Source organism: Kitasatospora sp. NPDC001119, assembly GCF_053598475.1.
This window is the reverse complement of record NZ_JBSFKI010000066.1, coordinates 15836-33809: the sequence shown is the minus strand read 5'-3', so window position 1 is coordinate 33809 and position 17974 is coordinate 15836. Positions and strand designations below refer to the sequence as shown.

At 75.1% G+C, this 17974-nt stretch carries 6 protein-coding genes; 3 read left to right on the top strand and 3 right to left on the bottom strand.

Going from position 1 to position 17974, the window contains the following annotated elements; all coding sequences use genetic code 11:
- Nucleotides 1-86: 86 nt before the first annotated feature.
- Entirely contained in the window at nt 87-446 is a 360-nt protein-coding gene (locus tag ACWDD9_RS41825; RefSeq protein ID WP_449814543.1) for a helix-turn-helix domain-containing protein, read from the bottom strand.
- A gap of 338 nt (nt 447-784) precedes the next feature.
- On the opposite strand from ACWDD9_RS41825, the gene tgmA reads away from it, so the two are divergent.
- From tgmA to ACWDD9_RS41810, 3 genes are read left to right on the top strand one after another with little or no spacing between them, the layout of a single operon-like run.
- Nucleotides 785-1060: a putative ATP-grasp-modified RiPP gene (tgmA, locus tag ACWDD9_RS41820; protein ID WP_117485595.1), complete on the top strand. Its 276-nt coding sequence runs from the start codon at nt 785-787 to the stop codon at nt 1058-1060.
- A complete protein-coding gene (locus tag ACWDD9_RS41815; RefSeq protein WP_449814542.1) occupies nt 1060-2055 on the top strand; it encodes an MvdC/MvdD family ATP grasp protein in 996 nt (331 codons plus the stop codon). Before tgmA ends, ACWDD9_RS41815 begins: the two co-directional genes overlap by 1 nt.
- Nucleotides 2052-3167: a methyltransferase domain-containing protein gene (locus ACWDD9_RS41810; RefSeq protein ID WP_449814541.1), complete on the top strand. Its 1116-nt coding sequence runs from the start codon at nt 2052-2054 to the stop codon at nt 3165-3167. Before ACWDD9_RS41815 ends, ACWDD9_RS41810 begins: the two co-directional genes overlap by 4 nt.
- 72 nt (nt 3168-3239) lie before the next feature.
- Here the strand turns inward: ACWDD9_RS41810 and ACWDD9_RS41805 are convergent, their stop codons facing one another.
- Both ACWDD9_RS41805 and ACWDD9_RS41800 read right to left on the bottom strand, forming a co-directional pair.
- Nucleotides 3240-4733, bottom strand: coding sequence for a condensation domain-containing protein (locus ACWDD9_RS41805; RefSeq protein WP_449814540.1), 1494 nt, complete (start codon nt 4731-4733; stop codon nt 3240-3242).
- Nucleotides 4730-17932: a MupA/Atu3671 family FMN-dependent luciferase-like monooxygenase gene (locus ACWDD9_RS41800; protein WP_449814539.1), complete on the bottom strand. Its 13203-nt coding sequence runs from the start codon at nt 17930-17932 to the stop codon at nt 4730-4732. Before ACWDD9_RS41800 ends, ACWDD9_RS41805 begins: the two co-directional genes overlap by 4 nt.
- Between the last annotated feature and the right edge of the window lie 42 nt (nt 17933-17974).

Below are 17974 nucleotides of genomic sequence, written 5' to 3'. Positions count from 1 at the left end.
GCAGATGTCGCAATCCACACCGAGCCAGAAGGCCCTCACTCATTTCAAGATCACCCGGCCGTGAGCCCTGTCACCAACCTCCGTGGTCAGTACACGTAGGTCGCGGCCGTCATCCCCGCCGGGACCGGTGCCGGCGGCCGGGTTCCGCGTTCGAGGAGGGTCGACCAGATGGCGGTCGACGCGGGGTGGAACAGCCGGCCGGTGCTGACCGGCTGCGCGGCCCCGGCCGGTCCGGTCAGCACTGACAGATCGGTCACGTCGAGTGCGAACGCAAGTTTGAGCAGTATCGCGTGACTGCTGATCGCGCGTTCTCCGTTCTCGATCTTCTTGAGCCAATCAGTGCTGCGGCCGACCAGGCCGGCGAGCACGGGGCGCGTCATCCCGCGACGCTCGCGCATGATGCGGATGCGCTCACCGGGGGTGAGCTCCTCGGGCAGATCGGACATGTGCATCTCCTCGGCTGGGCGCCGCCACCGGGAAATTGCCTCAACCGGATGAACACCCGGTGGCGACAGCCGTTCCACGGTAGGGCGGCGGGCAGTTGAGGCACCAGACTCCGCTGCGGGTGAACGCCGGTACACGGTGGGTGAGGGGGACAGGGTGTCCCCCTCACCCACGAGTCGTCACCGTACGATTTCGTTGCGTCACTCAGAGCAGTGCGGATGTTGTCCGCAGGGAGGGGAGCCCGGTCCACGGACAGGCGTCCCGTGTGCGGCCGTCGGCACCACCACCGATCCTCGCCCCCTGGGAGGACCGGTCCGAACGAGAACGAGGGAGCGCCACCATGTCCGTCCTGACCGACCGACTGCCCACCCTGAACATGGGCATCGACACCGAGCCGTCCGGCCCGCTCGCCACCCGACCGTTCGGGCTCGACGCCGTCACCAACCCCGTGACCGTCATGCCGCTGCCCCACGTCACCGTCGACCCGCACACGCAGCTGTCCCTGATCGACGGTCGCGTGGCCCTGGACATGCCGACCATGGAAGGGTCGGGGTGCCAGACCGAGAGCGACGGCCAGACCGTGATCAGCGTCGACTTCGACCAGAACGACGACTGATGACCCACGGCACCGGGAGCACGCGGGGCGTCCCGCCCCGCGTGCTCGTCATCACCCACGATCTCGACCCCACTGCCGACTACGTCCTGCGTGAGCTCAACGCCCGAGGCGTTCCGTTCTGGCGCACCGATGTGGCGGACTTCCCGCAGCGCATCACCATGCGTGCCGAGCTGCGGCCCGACGGTGCGTGGGGCGGCGCCGTCGTCGGGCCCCTGCGAGGGATCGACCTGTCCGAGCTCACCTCCGTGTGGTGGCGCAAGCCCACCACGTTCCGGTTTCCCGACAGCATGTCCGGCCCGGAACAGCGGTTCGCCGCAGGGCAGGCGAAGCGCGGGTTCGCCGGCGTCCTCGGCTCCCTGCCGCAGGTGCTGTGGGTCAACCGTCTCGAGCGCAACGCCGACTGTACGAAGCCCGCACAGCTCACCGCCGCCGCGGAGTCCGGCCTGCAGGTCCCGGCGACCTTGGTGACCAATGACCCAGCCGCGGTGCGGGACTTCGCGGACCGGTGCCGGGGCCGGATCGTCACGAAGGTGCTCGGCGGGATCGTCCACACCGAGAACGGGCAGCGCGGGCAGATCTACACCACCCGCGTTCCCGCCGACCGGTGGGACGACCCGAGGGTGGCCCTCACCGCGCACCTGTACCAGCAGGAGATCACCGACAAGGCCTACGAAGTCCGCGTGACCTGCGTGGCCGGCCGACTGTTCCCCGTCAGGATCGACGCCCCGGACGGCCCCGGACGGCTCGACTGGCGCACCGACTCCAAGCGCCTCGCATACTCCCCGATCTGCCTCCCCGTGCCCATCCGGACGGGCATCCTGGACATGCTGTGGCGCCTCGGACTCGTCTATGCCGCCGTCGACCTGATCGTGGACCAGGTCGGAACGCACTGGCTGGTCGACGTGAATCCGGGTGGGCAGTGGGCGTGGATCGACTGCACCCGCGATGCCATCACCACCGCCTTGGCCGACCTGCTCCAGAAGGGCACCTTGTGACCACCACCGCCGAGCCGACTGCCGACGCCCTGCGTGCCGCACTGGTCGACGCGCTCACCGCCGACGGCTCCCTGGCCGACCCCGCGTGGCAGCGCGCGTTCCGCGACGTCCCCCGCCACTTGTTCGTGCCGTACTTCTACCGGCAGGGCCCTGACGGCCGGCAGCAGCGGATTGCCGGCGACGACCCCGACCACGCCGCCGGGTGGCTGCGGGCCGTCTATGCGAACCGGCCCCTCGTCACCCACCTGATCGGCGGGAACGCCTCGTCGTCGTCCACACAGCCGTCGCTGATGGCCGCGATGCTGCAGGCGCTCGGCGACGATGTCGACGGCCCGGTGAAGGAGATCGGTACCGGCACCGGCTACAACGCCGCACTGCTCGCCCACCGCTACGGCTCCGATCGGGTCGTGACCGTCGACGTCGACCCGGACGTGACGGCCGAGGCCCGACGCCGGCTCGACTCGACGCCCTATCGGCCGACCGTGGTCACCGCCGACGGGGCCACCCTCACCGATGCGGGTGGCCCGTTCGGCGCGATCATCGCCACCTGCGGGCTCGACCACATTCCGACGACGTGGCTGCAGGCGCTCGCGGGGGGCGGTGTGATCGTCGCTCCGCTCGGCGCGGGCGTCGTCCGCGCGGAGAAGACGGGTACCACCGAGGCCGGCGGCCGGTTCCTGCCGACCGGCGCCTACTTCATTCCGTTGCGCACGGTCGGGGGTCGCGGCGTCATCCGCCGCCCGGCCCTGCCCACTGTCGGCGCACGCCCGTCGGAACTCGGCCCCGACGTCGTCGTGGACGAGCACTTCCGGTTCCTGGTGAGCATCGCCCTCGGCCCGCTCGGATGGAACTACGACCTGGACGACGGTCGGCCGGTCGGCGCCTGCCTGTGGGACGGCGCGGGATCGATCGCAGAGCTGCGGCCCGACGGCTCCGTGGCCGAGGCCGGGCCGCGCCTCCTGTGGTCCGAACTCGAAGCAGCCCACCGCCTGTACGACGCGAACGGCCGCCCGGCCCGCGAGCGTTACGGGTTCAGCATCACCAGCAGTGGGCAGCGGGTGTGGCTCGACCGGCCCGACGGCCCGTACTGGCCGCTGAACCCGGGGTGCTGACTGGCGTCCCCCGAATGCCCGGAGGCCCCGGTGGGCGGTACGCCGCCCACCGGGGCCTCCGGGTTTGTCCGGTCACCCGAGCGGGACCTCCAACTGCCGGGCCAGGTCCTCGACCAGGGCGTCCAGCCAGCCCCGGACGGTGCCCGGGTCGAACAGGTCGGCGTCGTACTCGACCTGCCCGAGGTAGCCGTCGGCGTCCGGGGTGAGCGAGAACGCGCAGTCGGCGCGGGCGGAGTGGCCGGGGATGTCCTCGATCTCGGCGGTCAGGCCGGGGAGGTCGAGGCCGATCGGCGGGGTGCTCTGGACGGCGAGTACGACCTGCGGGTAGCCGACGGGCATGGGGACGCCGCGCTCCCGCAGCGGTTCGACCAGCAGGCCGAACGGCATCAGGGAGTGGTCGAGGGCGGAGGCGATCGCCTCGGCGGCGTGGTCCACCAGGGCCCCGAAGCCGCTCTCGCTCCGGGTGGGCACCAGGATCGGCATGCTGCTGGTGAGCAGGCCGACCACCCGTTCGTCGGCCGGCCGCCTGCGGTTGGCGTTGGAGAGCAGGATCAGCGTCTCCGACGCGCCGCTGAGCGAGCCGAGCAGCCGGGCGAAGGCGGCGACGACGACGGCCGAGGCGGTGGTGGAACGGGCGGCGGCGTAGCGCCCGACCGCCTCGGCCACCGCCGCCGGGACCCGGAACTCGGCCGTCTCGCCGAGCCCGGAGCGCTGCTCGGGACGCGGCCGGTCGGTGGGCAGGTCCGCCGCGAGCGAGGCGCCGCCGAGGACCTCGGCCCAGTGGTCGGCGGCCGCCGCCATGGAGGCCCGGTTGACCACCGTCCGTTCCCAGCAGGCGTGGTCGGTCATCCGGCCGGCCTCGCCGGGCAGCGGCCCGCCCGTACGGTAGAGCGCGCTCAGGTCGGCCAGCACGGTGGCCAGCGACCAGCCGTCCACCGCGATGTGGTGGATGGTCAGCAGCAGCACCCACTCCTCCGCCGCCGGGCGCAGCAGCCGGGCGCGCAGCAGCGGGGGCGCGGTCAGGTCGAAGGGGCGGGCGACCTCGGCCTCCAGGGCCGCGGCGAGGGCCGCGTCCCGTTCGGCGGGCGCGAGCCCGCGCAGGTCGTCGACCGGGACGTCCAGCGGGGTGTTCGGGAGCACCTGCTGGAGCCCCCCGAGCTCGGTCTCCAGGAACCGGGTCCGCAGGCTCTCGTGCCGCTCGGTCACCGCCGTCAGGGCGGCGGCCAGCCGCTCGGGCTCCAGCGGCCCGCGCAGGGTGATCCGGTGGGTGATGTTCCACACCGCCGGATCGGCCGCCGCATGGTGGGCCTTGCGCAGCCGCCACTGGGTCACCCCGGCGGGGGCGGCGGACAGCGCCGCCCCGTCGCCGGTGAGGGTGGTCAGCAGCCGGTCGCGGTGGGCCCGGACGAGGCCGGTGACCTCCTCGTCCATCGCCCCCGCGGGGGCCAGGTAGCCGAGCTTCTCACCGGTGGTGCGCAGTACGATCTCGCGCTCGTCGAGCAGCTTGAGGAGCCGCGCCCACCCGTCGTCCGTCTCCTCCGCCGCGCTCATGTCCGGTGTGCTCACAGGGTGCCCTCCTCGAAGGCCGGGGCCGGGGCCTGCTCGGCGGCCGGCTGGTGGGCGGCCATCGCGCGGATGGTCGGGCGGCGGAAGAAGTCCAGCACGCCGATCCGTACGCCGGTCTCCTCGCGGACCCGGTTCAGCAGCCGGGTGGCGGCCAGGGAGTGCCCGCCGAGGTCGAAGAAGGAGGTCTCCACCCCGGCGGGGCGGCCGAGCTCCTCCTCCCAGAGCTGTTGCAGGGTGCGCTCCAGCCCGGTGGCCGGGGCGGCCTGCGGCTCGTCCGCGCCGAGCGGGCGCGGCTCGGGCAGGGCGGCGGTGTCCAGCTTGCCGTGCGGGGTGAACGGCAGGGTGTCGACGGTGGCCCAGAGGCTCGGGACCATGTAGTCGGGCAGCAGGTCGGCCAGGCGGTCGGCGATCCCGGGCAGGTCGGCGGCCGCGCATCCGACGTACCCGGCGAGAACGGTGCCCGCCGGGGTGCGGCGCGCCGTCACGGCGGCGGCGTGCACGCCGGGCAGGCCCAGCAGCACGGTCTCGATCTCGCCCGGCTCGACCCGGTAGCCGCGCACCTTGACCTGGCGGTCGGCCCGGCCGAGGTACTCCAGCCGGCCGTCCGGGCGCCAGCGGCCGAGGTCGCCGGTGCGGTAGCTTCGGCCGTCGGGGGTGTCGGTGAAGACGGCGGCGCTCTCCTCGTCGCGGCCGATGTAGCCGATGCCGACCTGGACGCCGAGGGCGTGGATCTCGCCGACCGCGCCGGGCGGCACCCGGCGTCCGGAGGTGTCGAGCAGCACGATCCGGCTGCCCGGGGTCGGGCGGCCGATCGACGCGTACTCCGGGCCGTCCGGTTCGATCTCACCGGCCGTCAGCGCGTGGGTCTCGGTCGGGCCGTAGTGGTTGACCAGCCGGCAGCCGGGGTTGCGGCCGAGGAAGGCCCGCAGCCCGGGGGTGAGCAGCACCTGCTCGCCGCCCGAGATCAGCTCCCGCAGGTGCGGCACCGGCTCCTCGCCGAGCGCGTCGGCCAGTGCGGCCAGCGGGGTGTACGGCAGGTGGACCCGTTCGGCCCGGGTGGCCCGGACGACGGCGGCCAGCGCCGTCACGTCGTAGCGGGTCTCCTCCTCGATCAGCAGCAGGGTGCCGCCGCCGGCCAGCGTGGTGAGGATCTCCTGGACGCTGACGTCGAACCCGCAGGAGGCGTACTGGAGGGTGCGGGCCGCGGGGTGGTCGGCGACGTTCCAGGCCACGAAGTGGGCCAGGGCCAGCGAGTGCATCAGCACGCCCTTGGGGCGGCCGGTGGACCCGGAGGTGTACAGCAGGTACGCGGGCGCCTGCGCCGAGGGGGCGGGCAGCGGGGGCAGCGCGGCGGGGTCGGCGTCGGCCGGGGCGGTGCCGGTGAGCACCGTCGGCACGGTCAGGCCGAGCTCCTTCGGGGCGTCGTCCGTGGTGGTGAGCAGCACGACCGGTGCGCTGTCCTGGACGATCAGCCGGCAGCGCTCGGGGCCCTGCAGGACGTCGACCGGGACGTGGACGGCGCCGAGGCGCAGGATGGCGAGCAGCCCGGCCACCAGGTCCAGCGAGCGGGGGAGCAGCACGCCCACCCGGCTGCCCTCGCGGACGCCGGCCGCGAGCAGCCGGCCGGCCAGGTCCTCGGAGCGGGCCAGCAGCGTCCGGTAGTCCGTCTCGCTGCCGTCGGCGGCGACCACCGCGGTCTGTTCGGGCCGCTCGGCCGCGGTCGCGGCGATGGTGGCCAGCGGGTGCTCGGGGTCCTGGGCGGCGGCCGGCCCGCACTCCAGGGCGATGTCGGCGGGCGCCACGGCCAGTTCGGCGAGCGGGCGCTCCGGGTCGGCGACCGCGGCCGTGAGCAGCCGCTCGAAGGCGCCGAGCAGCCGGTCGACGGTGGCCCGGTCGAACAGGGCGTCGGCGTACTCCACGTGGCAGCGGATGCCGTCGGGCAGGCTGGTCAGGAAGAGCGTCAGGTCGAAGGCGGCGCGGTCGGCGACGTGGTCCAGCGGACGGGCCGTCACCCCGGGCAGGTCCAGCTCGAAGACCATGTGGTTCTCGAACTCGACCATGACCTGGAACAGCGGGTTGCGGCTGGTGTCGCGCTGCGGGTTCAGCTCCTGCACCAGCACCTCGAAGGGCAGCTGCTGGTGCTCGTAGGCGTCCAGCGCGGTGGACCGGACCCGGCCCAGCGCCTCGGCGAAGGCCGGCTCGCCGGACAGGTCCAGGCGCAGCGCCAGCGTGTTGACGAAGAACCCGACCAGGTCCTCGGTGCCCTCGGCCCGGTTGGCCACCGGGGTGCCCAGCACGATCTCGTCCTGGCCGGCGTAGCGCTGCAGGACGCCGGCGAAGCCGGTCAGCAGCACCATGAACAGGGTCGAGCGCTTGGACCGGGCCAACTCCCTCAGGCCGTCGGAGAGTTCGGCGGGCAGGTGGTGGACGAAGGAGCGGCCGCGGCCGTCCGGCACCGCGGGGCGCGGCCGGTCGGTGGGCAGGGCCAGCACCGGCAGGTCGCCGCCGCCGAACACCTTGCGCCAGTGGGCCAGGCTCTCGTCGTACTCGCCCTCGGCGACCCGGGCCCGCTCCCGGGCGGCCTCGGCCGCCGGGCCGGTGGTCAGCACCGGCAGGTGGGCGGCCCGGCCCTCCTGGGCGGCCAGGTACAGCTCGCCCAGCTCGCGGGTGATCACCACGGTGGACAGGGTGTCGATCACGATGTGGTGCATCGACAGGACCAGGACGTGCCGCTCGGCCGCCTGCTCCAGCAGCAGGGCCCGGAACAGCGGGCCCTCGGCCAGGTCGAAGCGGTGCGCGCCCTCGGCGGCGACCAGGTCGGCGACGGCGTCCTCGGCGGCCGGGTCGGCCGTGATCCGCTGAAGGACCGGGCCGGCGGGCGGCGCCAGCACCTGCTGGAACGGTTCGCCGTCCTGCTCCCGGAAGACGGTGCGCAGCGCCACGTGGCGTTCGACCAGCCGGCGCAGCGCGGTGTCCAGCGCCTGCGGGTCGAGCGGGCCGTCCAGGGCGATCGCCTTGACCTCGTTGTACTGGCCGCCGTCGGGCAGCATCCGGTGCAGGAACCACATCCGCTGCTGGGCGTACGACAGTCGGGCGCCGCGCAGGGTGTCCCGGCGCAGGACGTCGAGCTGCGGCAGCCCGGTCGCCACCAGTTCGGGGGAGAGCCCGAAGTCCACGAAGGCGGCGATCTCGTCGGCGCCGGCCGCCCGCAGCTCGGACAGCACCCCCTGGACGCTCTCCGGCGTGCCGATCAGCGCGCGGGAGGCGCAGTACCGCTCGTACGCGCGCTCCAGCACGTACTCCAGGTCCTCCTCGCGGGCGTTCGCGAAGTCCAGGGTCAGGCCCAGGCTGTTGGCCATCTGCCCGAACAGCGAGAGCGAGGAGCGCAGGTAGTGGCAGAACGGCCGGTAGGCCTGCTCGCGGGCGGTGGCCAGGTCGGTGCCCAGGTAGGTGTGCACCAGAACGACCACCCGGCCGGCCTCGGGGTCGAGGCCGTGCTCGGCGCGGGTGCGCCGGTAGACGGCGATGTTCTCGGCCAGCTGGGCGACGTCCTGGGTCATCAGGTTGGTGATGACGCCGAGGTCGTGCCGGGCCGCCTCGCGGAAGCTGTCCGGGTTGCCGACGATCGCGGTGAACATCGGCGGCAGGTCCTGAAGCGGGCGCGGGTGGAGGGTCACCTCGATCGGCTCACCGTTGCCGTTGCGGCCCTGGTACGGCTCGCCGCGCCACAGCGACCGGACGGTGTCGATCTGCCGGTGCATCAGCTCCTTGTGGCTGCCGTAGCGCTCGGGGAAGAACAGGAAGTCGTTGGGGTGCCAGCCGCTCGCGCAGCCCAGGCCGACCCGGCCGCCGGACAGGTTGTCGACCACCGACCACTCCTCGGCCACCCGCACCGGGTGGTGCAGCGGCAGCACGGCGCAGCCCGCGTTCAGCCGGATCCGGCTGGTCTCCCGGGCCAGGGCGGCGGCCAGCACCGAGGGGTTGGGGAAGATGCCGCCGAAGGAGTGGAAGTGGCGCTCCGGCAGCCAGACGGAGTGGAAGTCGTGCCGGTCGGCGAAGCGGGCGCTCTCCAGGACGATGCGGTACTTCTCGTCGTCCGGGGAGTCCAGCGGGTAGTCGCCGAAGAAGTAGAGGCTGAAGTCCACCGGCCGCTGCGGGTCGCTGACCGGCTCGTACGGGAGGGCCGGGGCGGGGGCGCCGCCCACGGTCTCGGCGGGTACGGTCGTGGCGGGCGCCGGGAGTTCGGCGGCCGGCCGCGGGGCCGGCAGGCGGACGCCGGGCGAGGCCGGGAAGAAGCCGCCGCGCCGCAGGTCGCGCAGCGACTCGCGGACCGCGTCGGCCACGAACTCCAGGTCGCCGTCGGTGTGGGCGGTGGAGAGGAAGAAGTTGCGCCACTCCCACACGTAGACCCCGCGGGTCAGCAGGTGCGGGAAGAGCAGCTCCATGTCGGCCCGGGGCTCGAACCGGAAGAGCGAGCCGAAGTGGGCCAGCCGCAGCGGGAACTCCTCCTCCTCGAAGAAGGTGTTCAGGGTGGTGGCCAGCTCGTCGGTGCGGGCGTTCAGCCGCTCCTGGAGGCCGGGGCCGGCCGCCTTGAGGTGGCGCAGCACCGCGCCCGCGGCGGTCATCGCCAGCGGGTGCTGGATGTAGGTGCCGCCGAAGAAGGTGGTGTCCTTGGGCGGGTAGCTGTCGTCCCCGTAGTCCCAGTGGCCGCCGTCGATCCCGTCCATGATGTCGGCCCGTCCGGCGATCGCGCCGATCGGGTAGCCGCCGCCCAGCACCTTGCCGTAGGTGGACATGTCCGGGGTGACGCCCCAGAAGCCCTCGGCGCCGCGCAGGTGGGGGCGGAAGCCGGTGAGCATCTGGTCGAAGACCAGCACGATGCCGAGCCGGGTGGTCAGTTCGCGCAGCGAGCGGACGAAGTCGACGGGCTGGCGGCCGGGGTGGCGGCTCTGCACCGGCTCGACCAGGACGGCGGCGATCCGGTCGCCGTGCTCCTCGATGACCTTGAGGCTCTCCGGGTCGCCGTACCGCAGCACCAGCAGGTCGGCGACCGCGCTGCCCGGGATGCCGATGGACACCGGGACGGTCTCCCGGTCGGCGCCGCGGCCCAGCGTCCGGCCCAGGGTCTGGTCGGAGTGGCCGTGGTAGGAGCCCTCGAACATGACGATCTTGTCCCGGCCGGTGTGCGCGCGGGCCAGCCGGATCGCCCCGGCGTTCGCCTCGGTGCCGGAGTTGGCGAAGGCGACCCGCTCGGTGCCGGTCAGCTCGGCCAGCAGCTCGGCGGCCTCGCCGGTCTCCGGGCCGCGCGGGCCCAGCCGCAGGCCCGAGGACAGGTGCTCGCGGACGGCCTCGGAGACGAACTCCGGGTCGTGGCCGAAGAGCAGGACGCCGAAGCCCATGGTGATGTCGACGTACGGGTTGCCGTCGACGTCCTCCAGCCGGGAGCCCCGGGCCCGGCGGGCGGCCAGCGGGTAGAGCATCTCCTTGGTGCCGGAGCGGAAGCCGACCACGGCGCGGCTGTCCGCCAGGGTGCGGCGGTGGCGGCGGGTGATCGCCTTGGAGGCGGTGGTGCGGGCGGTGAAGCGGGCGACCAGCTCGTCCACGTGGGCGCGCTGCTGGTCGGTCAGGCCGCCGGCGGCCATGCCGGACTCGCGGGAGACCGTCACCCGGGGGCCGTGCACCTGCGGGGCGGCCGGGGCCGGGCTCTCGGTGGCGGGTGCCTCGGCGGCGGGAGCGACGGCAGTGGGTGCGGCGGCGGGCGTCGGGACCTGCGCGGCGGCCGGTACGGCGGCCGGGGGCAGGGCCGCGGGCACGGGCGCCGGGGGGAGCGCGGGTGCGCCGCCGGCCAGCAGGCCGAGCTGGTCGCGCATCAGGTCGGAGAACTGGCCGAGCAGCGCGAGCTGGCGCTCGATCAGGCCGGTGCCGTCGGTGACCGGGGGCAGTGCGGCGGGGGCCTGCGGGGCGGCGGGCATGGGTGCGGGCGCGGCGGGTACGGGCTGCGGAGCCGGGGCCTGGACGAGCGGCGCCTGGGCGGCCGGTGCTTGTACAACCGGGGCCTGAACGGCCGGGGCCGGGGCGGCCTGGACGACCGGGGCTGGAGCCGCCACCGGCGCTGCCACCGGCTCGGGCACCGCCACGGGCACCGCCACGGGCTCCGGCTCGGCGGCCGGCAGCAGCGTGGCCAGCACGGCCGGCTCCAGCCGGGAGGCGATCAGCCCGGCCAGCCGGGCCGGGGTGTCGGCGTCCTCGAACAGCTCGCGCATCGACACCCGCACCCGGAACGCGCGCTCCAGGTCCCGGATCATGTTGATCATCGACAGCGAGTCGGCGCCCAGGTCGAAGAAGGGCTCGTCCACGCCGACCGAGTCCTCGTCGTAGCCGAGCTGGCGGGCCGTCTGCTCGACGACCTCCCGCAGCACGGCCTGCCCGGCCAGCTCCTCGGGGCTCGGCGTCGGTGAAGCAGCGGGTGTAGCAGCAGGTGAGGCAGCAAGTGCGGCGGTCGGTTCAGCGGCCGGAGCGGTCTGCTGGGGTGGGTCCTGGCGCATGGCGGGGTCCTCGGTGGTCGGCCGGTCGGGGGCGGTGAACCAGTGGCGGCGGCGTTGGAAGACGGTGGTGGGCAGCGGGACGCGGCGGGCCGGTCCGTCCGGCCAGTCCCGGGCGGCGGCGAAGCCGGCCCAGTCGAGCGGGACGCCGTACGACCAGAGCGCGGCCGCGGCGGCGTCGAACTGCTGCTCCGGGGAGGCGCCGCGCCGGCCGCCGGCGACGAAGTGGCGCTCCGGCAGCTCCCGGCGGCCCATGCCGGTCAGCGTCGGGTGCGGGCCGATCTCCAGGAAGAGCTCGTGGCCCTGCCCGTCCAGTGCGGCGAGGACCTGGTCGAACCGGGCGGTCTCCCGGGTCTGCCGGAGGAAGTACTCGGGCGTCGGGACGGTCCCGGGGGCCAGCACCTCGCCGCCGAGGTTGCTGACCAGCGGCACGGCCAGCGGCCGCAGCCGCAGCCGGGCCAGCTGGTCGCGGAAGGGGTCGAGCATCGGGTCGAGCAGGCGGGAGTGGAACGCCCGGTCGCTGGCCAGCCGTTCGGTGGTCACCCCGTCGGTGGCCAGCACGGCCTCGGCGGCGGCGATCTCGCGGGGCGGTCCGGCCAGCACGCACTGGCCCCGGCCGTTGACCACGGCCAGGTCCACGCCGGGCAGCCAGTCGCCGAGCCCGGCCAGCCGGTCCAGGCCGGCCGAGACCACCGTCATGGCGCCCGGTTCGGTCAGCCGGTGCATCAGCCGGCCGCGCAGCGCGGTCAGGAACATGCCGTCGGCCAGGTCGAGCGCGCCGGCCGCGTGGAAGGCCGCGTACTCCCCGGCGCTGTGCCCGGCGACGGCGGCGGGACGGAGCCCGAGCTCCTGCCAGAGCCGCAGGTAGGCCGCCTGGAGGGCGAACAGCGCGGGCTGCGCCGCCTCGGTGGTCCAGCCGTCCTCGGTGCCCTGCGGCGCGGGGTCGAGCAGCAGCGGCAGCAGCGGCTCGCCCCAGTTCTCGCGGTGCAGCCGGTCGCACTCGTCCAGGACGGCCCGGAAGACCGGGAAGGCCCGGTACAGCTCGGCGGCCATGCCCCGGTACTGGGCGCCCTGGCCGGTGAAGAGCAGCACCGGCAGGACCTCGCCGCGCCCCACCTCGCGGTGGGCCGCGCCGGCGGTGGTCCGGCCCGCCAGGAAGGCGTCCAGGCCCTTGCGCAGGGCGGCCGGGTCGGGGCCGGTGACGGCCAGCCGGTGGCGCAGCGCGCGCCGGCCGGCGCCGAGGGTGAGCGGCAGGTCGCCGGGCGCGAGGGCGGGTTCGGCGTCCAGCCGGTCGCGGAGCAGCCCGGCCAGTTCGGTCAGCCCCTGGGCGGTGCGGGCGGACAGCGGCAGCACGGTCGGCGCCGGTCGCGGTTCGACGGCCGGGGCCGCGGGCGCCTGCTCCAGCACCAGGTGGGCGTTGGTGCCGCCGACGCCCAGCGCGCTGACCCCGGCCCGGCGCGGGGTGGGGCCGTCCGGCCAGTCGCGGCGCTCGGCGGCGAGCCGGAACGGGCTGTCGGCCAGTTCCAGCGCGGGGTTGGGGCTGGTGAAGTTCACCAGCGGGGGGATGGTGCCGTGCCGCAGCACCAGCAGCGCCTTGATCAGGCCCGCCATCCCGGCGCAGGTGTCCAGGTGGCCGATGTTGGGCTTGACCGAGCCGAGCGAGCAGAATCCGGCGGCCTCGGTCCGGGCGCGGAAGGCCTGGGCCAGTGCCCGGAACTCGATCGGGTCGCCGAGCGGGGTGCCGGTGCCGTGGGCCTCGATGTAGCCGATGCTGTCGGCCGGCACGCCCGCCAGGTCCAGGGCCCGGCCGACCACGGCCGCCTGCCCGTCGACGCTGGGCGCGGTGTAGCCGACCTTCCGGCCGCCGTCGTTGTTGACGGCGGAGCCGAGGATCACCCCGTGCACGGTGTCGCCGTCGGCCAGCGCCCGGTCGAGGCGCTTGAGCAGCACGGCGGCGACACCGTTGCCGCCGACGGTGCCGCCCGCGTCGGCGTCGAAGGCCCGGCAGGCGCCGTCGGGGGAGAGGATCGACCCCTCCTCGTAGCGGTAGCCGGCGGCCTGCGGGATGTGCAGGGCGGCGGCCCCGGCCAGGGCCAGTTCGCAGTCACCGGAGAGCAGCGACTGGACGGCCAGGTGCACCGCGACCAGCGAGGTGGAGCAGGCCGTCTGCACGCCGATCGCCGGGCCGGTGAGGCCCAGCCGGTAGGCGACCCGGGTGGCGGCGAAGTCGGCCTGGTTGCCGATCGCGGTCTGCAGGGCGGCGACCGGCTCGGACGGGTCGGCGGTGGTGGCCAGGGTGTGCTGGTAGTAGGTGCGCAGCGCGTAGAGGGTCATCCCGGTGCCGGCGAAGACGCCGACCCGGCGCTCCGGGTCCGGCGCGTCGTAGCCGCCGTCCTCCAGGGCCTGGCGGCAGATCTCCAGCAGCAGGCGCTGCTGCGGGTCCATCAGGGCCGCTTCGGCGCCGCTGATGCCGAAGGCCTCGGCGTCGAACTCGTCGGTGCCGGTGAGCGCGCCGGTGACCGGGACGAAGTCGGGGTGGCGGTACTCCTCCGGGCGCAGTCCGGCCGCGGCCAGCTCCTCCTCGGTGAACCGGGTGGTGCTCCGGACGCCCTCGACGATGTTCCGCCAGTACTGCTCGGGGGTGTCGGCGCCCGGCAGGCGCATCGCCAGGCCGACGATCGCCACCCGGCGGTCGTCGCCCGGCCCGGCGACGGGGGCGGCGGCCGCGGTGGTGGGCGTGGCCGGCTCGGCGGACAGGTGGGCGATCAGGGCGTCCACGGTGGGGTGGCGGAACAGCTCGGTGGGTGCCGGGGGCGTGGGCAGCGCGGCGCTGAGCGCGCCGTGCACCCGCATCAACTGGAGGGATCCGATGCCGAGTTCGGCGAGCGGGCGGCCCGGGTCCAGCGGGGTGTCGAGGACGGACTCGAAGGCGTCCAGGACCAGTCGGCGCAGCCCGGACGGGGCGGTGTGCCCGGGGCCGGGTGCCGTGGCGGGCCGGGCGGCCGGCTCGGCGGTGGCCGGCGTCGGCGCGGCGGCGGCCACCGGGCGGGGCGCGGTGGCGAGCAGGCGGCGTCGGGCGGCGGGGGAGCTCGGGTCCGGACCGGCGTACCGGTGGCCCGGGGCGCCCGCCAGCAGCAGGGCGGCCAGCCGGCGGCCGTGCGCGGCGCTCAGCACGGCGATGCCCCGGCCGGCGGCGGCCTGCTCGTTCTCGGTGTCGCGGTTCATGCCGACCCCGCTCCACAGGCCCCAGGAGATCGTCCAGGCCGGGGTGCCGGTCTCCCGGCGCAGCCGCTCGACGGTGCTCTCCAGGTAGCGGTTGGCGGCGGCGTACCCGGTGGAGCCGACCGCCTCCTGGAGGCCGATCATCGAGGAGAAGGCGACGAACTGGGCGCCGGGGCGCTGCCGGACCAGCTCGATGAGGTGGTCGGTGCCCTCGGCCTTGGTCCGGACGGCCTCGCGCCAGTCCTCGGTACTGGTGTCGGCGAGGAGCGTGAGCCGGTAGCCGCCGGCCAGGTGGAGCACGCCGTCCAGCGGTGCCTGCCACTCCCGCTCGGCCTCGGCGAGCACCTCCGCCAGCTGCTGACGGTTCGTCACATCGGCCTGGCAGTAGATGACCTGACCGCCCTGGGCGGCCAGTCGGCGCAGCGCGGCCCGGCGCTCGGCCGCCTCGGCGGTCGGGGCGTCCAGGTCGCTGCGGCCGACGATCAGCAGCCGGGAGCCGTACTCGCGCAGCAGTCCGGGCAGCAGCTCGGCGGCGATTCCGCCGAGGCCGCCGGTGACGAGGTAGCGGGCGCCGGGGGTGAGCAGTGAGCAGCCTTCCCCGGCCGGTTCGGGGGTGGCCTCGGCCGGTGCCAGCCGGGGGGCCCAGGGGCGGCCGGCGCGCCAGGCGGACTCGGGCTCGGGGCGGGGGTCGGCGAGCAGGGCGAGCAGCGCGGCGGCCTGCTCCGCGACCGGCGCCTCGCCCGGCAGGTCGAGGTGCCGGGCGGCGGGCACCAGCTGCTCGGCCCGTGCCCCGGCGGTCAGTGCGGCGGTCAACGCGGCCCGGGGGCTGGGGAGTTCACCGGGGAGAACGGCGTGCAGCCCGGCGCTGACGGAGACCAGCTCGCGGACCGGGGTCCGCGTCGGCAGCGCCCGCAGCAGGGCGAGCAGCGCCTCGTCCGGCGCCTGGTCGGAGGTGTCGGCCGTCGCGCTCCACAGGTAGACCAGCCGGTCGGCTGGCCGGTCGCCGAGGGCCCGCAGCCAGTCCTCGGGGTCGGCGGTCGGCGGGCGGTCCACCACCAGGGCGTTCGGCAGGGCGGCGGCCAGGGCCTCGGTGAGGGTGCCGGGGCCGGACGGGCCGAGCAGCAGGATCGTTTCCTCGGCCAACGAGGCCGCCGAAGAGGCCTGGTCCGCCGCCACCGGGCGGGCCTCCCAGCCGAGCTGCCGCACGCAGTCCGGCAGCGTCCGGGAGTTGGCCTCCGCCAGGTCCAGCGCGACGATGTGGTCGTCGAGTTCGCCGTCCAGCAGCCTCCCGCGCAGCGCGGTGCGCTGGATCTTGCCGCTGGTGGTGCGCGGGAATTCGGCCGCCGGGACGGGCAGCACCAGGGCGGGGGCCGGCTGCCGGCGGGCCGCCAGCAGCTGCCGCACCTCGGCGGCGACCGGCGCCGAGGGCGCGTCCGGATCGCTCTGGACGTAGGCGATCACCAGCTGCTCGGTGCCGGTGCGTTCGTCCGGCACCCCGAAGGCCGCGACGTGCCCGGAGCGCACCCCCGCCACGGAGGCCACCACGTCCTCCAGCTCGTGGCAGAAGTAGTGCACGCCGTTGACGATGATGATCTCCTTGCGACGGCCGGTGAGCACCACCTCGCCGTCGACCAGGAAGGCCAGGTCCCCGGTGTCGAACCAGTCGTCGCCGACGAAGGCCTCCTGGTTGGCCGGCGGGTTGTTCAGGTACCCCGGCGTCACCCGGCCGGAGTGGACCTGGAGCCGGCCGACGCGGAGCTCGGGCAGCGCCCGTCCGGCGTCGTCGGCCACCCGCATCCGGGTGCCGGGTGCGGGCCGGCCCATGCTGAGGAAGGCGGTGCCGCGCTCCGCGGAGGCCGGGTCCGCGGGCTCCAGCCGGCCGGTCAGCGAGTCGGTGCGCACCAGGCGGCGGGCGCCGTCCTCGTCGTAGCGCTTGTAGGTGATCGCCGTGCAGGTCTCGGCCATGCCCCAGGCCAGCAGCACGTGGCCGGGGCGGATGCCGAACGGGGCGGTGGCGGCCAGGAACTCGTCGATCACCGCCTCGGTGCACTGCTCCCCGGCGTTGATCAGCGACTTGACCGAGGACAGGTCCCAGCGGCGGTCCGGCCCGGCGGCCCGGACGGCCTCGGCGACCAGCCGGAAGCCGAAGTTGGGCGACCAGGAGTGCGCCGCCCGGTAGCGCTCCAGCGCGTCCAGCCAGACCAGCGGGTCGGCGAGCACGAGTTCGGTGGGGATCTGCACCTGGTCGGCGGCCAGTACCACGTCGCGCAGGTGGAACATCAGCAGTCCGGCGACGTGGTCCAGGGGCAGCCAGTTGACCGTGCCGTCGCCCGGCTCGGTGCCCTGGGCGACGGCCCCCGCCACGTACTCCAGGATGCCGCGGTGGGTGATCTGCACCGCCTTGGAGCGTCCGGTGCTGCCGGAGGAGAGCTGGAGCATCGCGACGTCGGCGGGGACGGGGGCGTGCTCGGGGGCGGGGCCGTCCGGCAGCCCGCCCTCGGCGGGCCGGTCGACCGCGATCACCCGCAGGCCCGGCGCCGGGTACAGCTCCCCGAGCCGCTCCAGGCCCGCCACCGCGGGCCCGCAGACGAGCACCGGCGGCTCCTCCAGGGTCTGCCAGGCGTGCCAGAGCTTCTCCAGCACGGGGTTGCGCTCGTGGTAGTCCGGCGGGCGGGCGACCGTCACCGGCTGCATCCCGCCCAGGAAGCAGGCCCACAGGGTGGGGAAGTAGTACTCGGGCTCCGGGACCTGGAGGATCACCCGGTCCCCGGCCCGCAGCCCGGCGGCGGCCAGCACGGCGAGGATCTCGCCGGAGCGGCCGAGGAGTTGACGGTACGTGATCCTGGTGGCCTCGCCGCCCGCCCGGATCAGGTGCAGTCCGCGGTCGGGGTGCAGTTCGGCGGCGCGCAGCAGCGCCTCGGGCAGTGTCCGGGGCGCGTCCGGCCCGGGGGCGGGCAGCGGGGCGCCGACGGCCTCCGTCCCGGGGTCCTCGGCGTCGGGGTGCTCGGAGTCGGCCTCCCCGGGGGCGGCCGTGGGCTGCGCCGGGGCGGCGCCGGCCGTCGCCGGGCCCTCCCCGAACGGCCGCCAGCGGTCGGTGAGTTCGCGCAGGTGGCGCAGGGCGGGGCCGGGTGCGGTGGGCGGCCGGGTGAGCGCCGCGGCCAGGGCGGCGGCGTCCGGTTCGCCCTCGGGGGTGCGGACGATGCCGTCCAGGAGGTGTACTTCGGCGCTCGGGTCGGCGTCCAGCAGCGCCGCGGCGGCCCGGCGGCGCAGGGCCTCGGGATCGCCGTCGACGGCGGGGACCAGGTAGGCCAGCAGGCCGGGGCGGCCGTTCTCGTGCTCGACGGGCAGCAGCGCGCAGTCGGCGATCTCGGGGCGTAGCAGCAGCCGGGCTTCCAGGGTGCGCAGCCGGCCGTGGTCGGGACCGGTGGGACTCATGATTTCGGCACCTTTCGGATCGGTGCCGGGGCGCGGGTGTGG

What these genes read in the sequence shown, in the direction of transcription:
- ACWDD9_RS41825 (WP_449814543.1), bottom strand. Translation starts at nt 446, where the DNA reads ATGTCCGATCTGCCCGAGGAGCTCACCCCCGGTGAGCGCATCCGCATC.
- tgmA (WP_117485595.1), top strand. Translation starts at nt 785, where the DNA reads ATGTCCGTCCTGACCGACCGACTGCCCACCCTGAACATGGGCATCGAC.
- ACWDD9_RS41815 (WP_449814542.1), top strand. Translation starts at nt 1,060, where the DNA reads ATGACCCACGGCACCGGGAGCACGCGGGGCGTCCCGCCCCGCGTGCTC.
- ACWDD9_RS41800 (WP_449814539.1), bottom strand. Translation starts at nt 17,932, where the DNA reads ATGAGTCCCACCGGTCCCGACCACGGCCGGCTGCGCACCCTGGAAGCC.